This is a genomic window from uncultured Bacteroides sp., assembly GCF_902491285.1.
In the GTDB taxonomy this organism is placed as follows: Bacteria; Bacteroidota; Bacteroidia; order Bacteroidales; family Bacteroidaceae; genus Bacteroides.
Genome location: NZ_CABUHK010000069.1, coordinates 21,311 through 28,248 on the forward strand (window position 1 = coordinate 21,311; position 6,938 = coordinate 28,248).

At 40.2% G+C, this 6,938-nt stretch carries 6 protein-coding genes and 1 pseudogene; 3 read left to right on the forward strand and 4 right to left on the reverse strand.

Translation table 11 applies throughout. The features are described 5' to 3' along the window. Positions 1 to 26: 26 nt before the first annotated feature. Positions 27 to 1,268, forward strand: a complete 1,242-nt coding sequence (locus RDN93_RS16340) for a DUF4861 domain-containing protein (RefSeq protein ID WP_308746510.1) — start codon at positions 27 to 29, stop codon at positions 1,266 to 1,268. A gap of 187 nt (positions 1,269 to 1,455) precedes the next feature. Further along, entirely contained in the window at positions 1,456 to 3,132 is a 1,677-nt protein-coding gene (locus RDN93_RS16345; protein WP_308746511.1) for a glycoside hydrolase 43 family protein, read from the forward strand. A 319-nt stretch (positions 3,133 to 3,451) separates the two neighbouring features. Here RDN93_RS16345 and RDN93_RS16350 read toward each other — a convergent pair whose 3' ends face one another. Beyond that, a complete protein-coding gene (locus RDN93_RS16350) occupies positions 3,452 to 3,715 on the reverse strand; it encodes a hypothetical protein (protein WP_308746512.1) in 264 nt (87 codons plus the stop codon). A gap of 155 nt (positions 3,716 to 3,870) precedes the next feature. On the opposite strand from RDN93_RS16350, the gene RDN93_RS16355 reads away from it, so the two are divergent. After that, entirely contained in the window at positions 3,871 to 4,521 is a 651-nt protein-coding gene (locus RDN93_RS16355; RefSeq protein ID WP_308746513.1) for an HAD family hydrolase, read from the forward strand. A 21-nt stretch (positions 4,522 to 4,542) separates the two neighbouring features. On the opposite strand, the gene RDN93_RS16360 is transcribed toward RDN93_RS16355, so the two are convergent. The 3 genes and pseudogenes from RDN93_RS16360 to RDN93_RS16370 form a co-directional block, all read right to left on the reverse strand. Next, positions 4,543 to 4,899: a HEPN domain-containing protein gene (locus RDN93_RS16360; protein WP_308746514.1), complete on the reverse strand. Its 357-nt coding sequence runs from the start codon at positions 4,897 to 4,899 to the stop codon at positions 4,543 to 4,545. Between the two features lie 41 nt (positions 4,900 to 4,940). Further along, positions 4,941 to 5,264, reverse strand: coding sequence for a nucleotidyltransferase domain-containing protein (locus RDN93_RS16365; RefSeq protein WP_308746515.1), 324 nt, complete (start codon positions 5,262 to 5,264; stop codon positions 4,941 to 4,943). Between the two features lie 1,468 nt (positions 5,265 to 6,732). Beyond that, positions 6,733 to 6,938, reverse strand: a pseudogene (locus RDN93_RS16370) (hypothetical protein); the annotation flags it as partial.

Here is a 6,938-nt window from a genome sequence, read left to right on the forward strand (position 1 = left end):
CGACGTATAATATCAGCCTTAGAATCATGAAAAAGAATCTTTTTATAATTGCTTTCCTTTTAGGAAGTTTCAGCCTGCCAGCCTGGGCTCAGAAGCAGGAAAAGACCATTACAGTCGAGGTGCACAACAATTGGAACCAGGCAAAAACGGACGCTCCGGTTGTTATCAATCTGCACGAATTGCACGCAGGTTTCAAAATCAAATCTGCCGTTGTCATGGAAGGGACGAATGAAATTCCTTCCCAGCTTGATGACTTGAACAAAGACAGGAAGATGGATGAACTTGCCTTCGTAACCAACCTTCCCGCTCATGGCAGAAAGACTTTCCAAGTGACACTTTCTTCGGAAAAGAGCACAAAGACTTATCCTGAACGGGTATATGCCGATATGTTTATCGTGGATTATCGCAAAGGAAAACATCAAAGGGTACAGGCAATTACTGTTCCCGGAACCAGTAATATATACAGCATGGTACGCCCTCACGGCCCGGTTCTGGAATCGGAGCTGGTAGGTTATCGTCTCTACTTCAATGAGAAACAGACACCTGACATTTACGGTAAATTCAATAAAGGTCTGGAAATTAGAGAATCGCAGTTCTATCCTACAGATGCGCAGTTGGCCAAAGGATTCGGTGACGATGTGCTTCGTGTGTTCGACAGTTGTGGCCCGGGTGCATTGAAAGGTTGGGACGGACAGAAAGCGACCCACATCACCCCGGTCGAAACCCGTACGGAACGTATCATCTCTTACGGGCCGGTGCGTGCGATTGCAGAAATTGAAGTAACCGGATGGCAGTATCAGGGTGCAGAACTGGATATGATGACGCGTTACACGCTGTATGCCGGACATCGTGACCTTCACATCGAAACATTCTTCGACGAGCCGCTCGATAAAGAGGTTTTCTGCACAGGGGTACAGGATATTGTAGGTACTTCCAAGTCTTTCTCCGACCATAAGGGATTGGTAGGAAGCTGGGGAACAGACTGGCCTGTAAACGACACGGTGAAGTACGCAAAAGAAACCGTAGGATTGGGAACTTGTATCCCTCAGCGTTATGTGAAATCAGAGGAAAAAGATAAGGCGAACTTCCTCTATACAATCACCGCTCCGGGAAACAATTACTTCCAATATCATACAACTTTCACTTCCATGAAAGAAACCTTCGGGTATAAGACTCCGGAAGCATGGTTCGCTTATCTACGCGAATGGAAAGAAGAACTGGCTCACCCTGTGACAGTGACAGTAAAAGACAGCCATACTGCCAAATAGAAATAACCATACACCACTAAAATAAGGTAGAATACAAATACAACTAAACAAAAATCACAAGGTTTCTACCAATTTTTATACGACTCTGCACAATTATTACTCCTTGTACAGAGTCTTTTTTTCTACCTTTGCCACCGTAAGACAAGCCAACGAATCATTTATATAAAACTATTAATCGACCTATATCATGAAACGATTGACACAGACTTTAGTTCTCTGCCTGCTGACTACCTTCCCGGTATTAGCGCAGAAAAACTATGTATCCGAAGTATGGGTTTCCGACCTCGGAAACGGCAAATACAAAAATCCGGTTCTCTATGCCGACTACTCCGACCCCGACGCTTGCCGCGTGGGCGATGATTTCTATATGACTTCATCCAGTTTCAACTGTCTGCCGGGATTGCAGATACTACATTCCAAGGATTTGGTGAACTGGACGATTATCGGCGCGGCAGTACCTAACGCTCTTCCCCCTATCGAAACACCGGAACGTCCGGAACACGGTAATCGTGTATGGGCTCCCGCCATCCGCCATCACAACGGCGAGTTCTATATCTTTTGGGGCGACCCCGACCAGGGAGCTTTCATGGTGAAAGCCAAAGACCCGAAAGGCCCGTGGAGCGAGCCAGTCTTGGTTAAAGCAGGAAAAGGAATTATCGACACCTGCCCGTTTTGGGATGAGGACGGGAAAGTATATATGGTACACGCATACGCAGGAAGTCGTGCCGGTCTGAAAAGTGTAATCACTATCTGCGAACTGAACGCAGAGGCTACGAAAGCCATCACTCCTTCACGCATCATATTCGACGGTCACGAAGCACATCAGACTTGCGAAGGTCCCAAAATGTATAAGAGAAATGATTATTATTATATCTTCCATCCGGCAGGTGGCGTACCGACAGGCTGGCAGGTCGTGTTACGTTCCAAGAACATCTACGGTCCTTATGAATGGAAAACCGTACTCGCACAAGGCAACTCTCCTGTCAACGGACCTCATCAGGGAGCCTGGGTAGACACTCCTACGGGCGAAGACTGGTTCCTTCACTTTCAAGATGTAGGTGCTTACGGTCGTATCATGCATCTGCAGCCGATGAAATGGGTAAACGACTGGCCTGTTATCGGCATTGACAAAGACGGTGACGGCTGCGGTGAACCTGTCCTGACTTACAAGAAACCGAATGTAGGAAAAACATATCCTATCTGTACTCCGCAAGAAAGCGACGAGTTTGACGGTTACACGTTATCCCCACAGTGGCAATGGCACGCCAACATTAATGAAAAATGGGCGTATTATGCAGGAGACAAGAGTTATGTCAGATTATACTCTTATCCGGTGGTAGAAGATTATAAGAACCTGTGGGATGTAGCCAACCTTTTGTTGCAGAAAACTCCTTCCGATAATTTCACCGCAACGATGAAACTCACATTCACTCCTAATCAGAAGAATAAGGGCGAGCGAACCGGACTTGTCGTTATGGGCAGAGATTATGCCGGGCTGATTTTAGAAAATACAGACAAAGGTCTTGTTTTGTCGCAAGTAGAATGTAAAAGGGCGGATAAGGGAAAACCGGAAGAAGTGAAAGCTGCCGTTGACCTTTCCCAAAACACGGTTTATCTGAAAGTACGCTTCAGTTGTGACGGAAAGAAACTCAAAGCCAGCGAAGGCGGACACGACCTTATTGTAATGTGTAATTTCAGTTATAGCCTTGACGGAAAGAAATTCGAATCACTCGGAGTTCCTTTCCAGGCAAGAGAAGGACAATGGATTGGCGCTAAAATCGGCATGTTCTGCACGCGCCCTGCTATAAAAACAAATGATGGCGGTTGGGCAGACGTGGACTGGTTCCGTATTACGAAGAAGTAATCTCATATATGAAAAAGCGTGCCAAAAGATAGTGTTTACTACCTTTTGGCACGCTTTTTCATAAATTGTCAAGAGGATAATATCTGCATCTGTTTTTGAAATTAAGGCTGTAAGAGTAATGACCCTTGCGCCACCACTTTTTCCTTTGCCTTTAGAAGAAATTGCCATCCGTACTTTATGGAGCCCTTTCCCCAAATCAGCACCTTGTTCCGGGTTCTCTTTCAGTGATTCCAACAAATTTGCAAAATCCTGTTGCATTGACTTATAATGCTTACTCAGTCTTTTCAATTCCCTCTTGAAAAAAGAGGTAGCTATAATATTACAGTTCATTAAGCAAATCCTCTGCTGATATCCCCTTCGCCTTTCCTTCACGTATCAGTTCGGCTTCCTGACACGCTTGCTCCAAATCACTTAGTATTTCTGTTTTCGTCTTGGTCTTATATTCCACAGCATCTTCTTTTGCAATATCTGAAACAGTTGATGATTCGCCATGAAGAACCATCTTTACCTTATCCAGCAACTGACGACTGTTCGACATCAATATCTCCCGGGCTAATTCTGCTTTATAAGCTTCCAGTTCCATTGAATTGTCCATTATAATCTCCTTTCTTCTTTCATTTTTGTAGATATAAAGATAACGAAAGTAACCGGATATCGGTTCATCAATCCGTTTTTTATTCCTACCTTTGCCAGTAGAAAGAGAGAAAATACAGGATTAACAATAAAACAAAGAGCTCAATGAAGAAACTAGTAATATTTGATTTGGATGGTACATTACTAAATACTATCGCCGACCTGGCACACAGTACCAACTATGCTTTAAATAAATTAGGATACCCCACACACGATGTGGAAAAGTATAACTTCATGGTAGGAAACGGTATCAACAAACTCTTTGAACGTGCATTGCCCGAAGGAGAAAAGACAGAAGAGAATGTACTCCGGGTAAGAAAAGAGTTCGTTCCTTACTATGATGTCCACAATGCAGATGACAGCCGCCCTTATCCGGGTATTTCAGAACTTTTATCCCATTTACAATCCGCTGGTATCCAGCTTGCCGTAGCTTCCAACAAGTATCAGGCAGCTACCGAGAAACTGGTTGCCCATTATTTCCCCGAAATCCGCTTCACAGCCGTTTTCGGCCAACGGGAAGGGGTGAACGTAAAGCCCGACCCTACGATAGTCTTTGATATTTTAAAATTAGCGAACGTAGAAAAAGAAGATGTCCTCTATGTCGGTGATTCGGGAGTCGATATGCAGACAGCAGCTAATGCAGGGGTGACAGCTTGTGGTGTAACATGGGGCTTCCGTCCACGGACAGAATTGGAAGAGTTTAGTCCGGCATATATAGTAAATGCTGCTGAAAAGATTAAAGAATTGGTTCTTTAATAAATAATAGCCTTACAAAAATTATGATTCGGCAAGTAGAACTTCAATAGTCTCAATAAGTTCTCTTGCCGGAGCTTTTATCGTACTGATTTCATCCTCTGATATTGAATAAATGCAATTATAATCCCCCTTCTGCCGCAATTGTTCCATACGTGCCAAAAAGCTTCCTAAGCGTGTACTTATTTTACCCGTTTTTATAAAATTCAAGCCAAAGCAAGCTATCAGTCCATCGTGAGTTTTACATGATAATCCGTTTTGTATTAATAAAGCCTGAACAGCATGAAAACAGGCATAGTAATATCTATTGGAAGCAATATCCCAATACTTCATATCAAACATTTCATCTGCTTGCTTCAGAAACACTTTAGCTTTCTCCAATTATAATACCACCAAAGAATTACGTTCTTCATCTGTCAATTTCATACTAATTTAATTCCTTCCTGTTCTATATTTTTATAAAATGGTGTAATACAACTTGCAGCCCATTCTTTCATTGTATACATAATCGGATTAATCCGCGCCCCCAAGTCCCATCCCAACATAGTTAAAGGGAAACTTACCTTATCATAATCTTCAGGCTCCAGTTTTTCTTTATCAAGAATAATCAAAATATCCCAATCAGAATCAACCCGAGTATCCCCACGAGCTTGAGAACCAAACAACAAAGCCTTTCCTCCTTTTGGTAAATGCTCCGTTAATGCCTGCTTAATAGATTCTAAAACTTTATTAGCATGACTTTTCATATCCGTTTCTCCTTTACTTTTCTACAAATATACGATAAATATCAATTCGAAGAATATGAGTTACGAAGAAATCGCTCTTGCAAATAACTCATTCTTAGTTATTATCTATGATAAATCTGAATAAAGTGATATTTCTTTTCGGATTTTCGCTTATTAGGGTATTCATCTATTTTAGTATTGCATTGGTTATCATCAATATACTTTAATGTATCAATATCTTCATTCTGCTGTGCAATAATCAGTGACAGTACGAATATTACGAAAATTAATACTATGTAGCCCAATGCTATTAAGTAAGCAAGCATTTTGTGCCAATAGAGAAACATTTTAAAATCACTAATTATGCCCATATTCTCAATTTTAGATAATTTATTGGTTTCCCGCAGCACCAATAAAAAAGGCGCGGAAACTATTACAATATTATTTTGTGAAAGGCTCTGGTAAGCCTGCAATCAAATAATAAGTAATAGCTCCACGCCCATTGAGATATATAACAAAATTATATACAACATAGACGTGGAGACAGGTCACTTATTATCTGCGATTGCTAAAATTTACCAGATTCTTCACAACAGATAATAATGAAACACTATCTCTAGTAATTCAATAAACTGTATCTTACTTCGAAGACACACCACAAATATAAGTATATTTTTTCATTATAGATATTACTTTCTACTATTATTTAATGCAGATTATTTCATTCGGTTCTAGAATAAAAAAAACAAAATCATTTCTCATATTCTCATAGAAAAGTATATTCATTTGATTACTAACAACATAAAGCATGAGAATAAAAATACTTACATGCATTTCTCATACATATATAAAGAAAACGCACTTAAAACAATGCATTTCTCATACTATTATTGGCATTTCTCATACATCAAAAACATTATTCTCATAGTCTAATCATTAACGCTTAATGAACTGTAATAAAGCCACCGTTCATTTTCGTTATAACCAACTGACAATCAAAGATTATACTACTATAATCAATAGATTTTCAATAAGACATCTCTATCGTTGCACTCCAGTGAACAGACTCGTTCACTAGAGTGCAAAGGTCTATCTACCCGAGTGCGCAGCTCTGTTCACTAGAGTGGAATAATACGAATGAAAGCAGAAAAACACAATAATGTCAGTTACGAAAGATATGTTATCTATCGACTTAACATACAAACTACGGTTATATTGCCTTCTACATATTAGTTTCTTAAAACAAAGACAAGCATAATATGCAGCATGAGAAATACAAAATAAAGTATGAGAAATACCTTCTTTAAAGGCATTTTATAGCTATAAACTATGAGAAATGCATGTAAACATTTTAATTCTCATGCTTTATGTTGTTAGTAATCAAATGAATATACTTTTCTATGAGAATATGAGAAATGATTTTGCGAAATCGTTTCTAGTATTGGTTGCCTTCACTTCTTCACATACCAGGGCAACCGCTCAATAATCTCTACATGTTATCTTTTTGCTCTGTGGGTGGTATAATTCTTTGAATACCTAGTATTTCATTTCTGTATTTCTCATCCCACCCGCATAGTTTTCTTTTCCCTGCTATCCCTATCTTCTTTTTACTTTGCTTTAATAAGATAAGAGCCATTTTACACATGAGTGAAAAGTTAACTGCTGCATTATCCGTTTTTCTAGTGTAATCTTCTC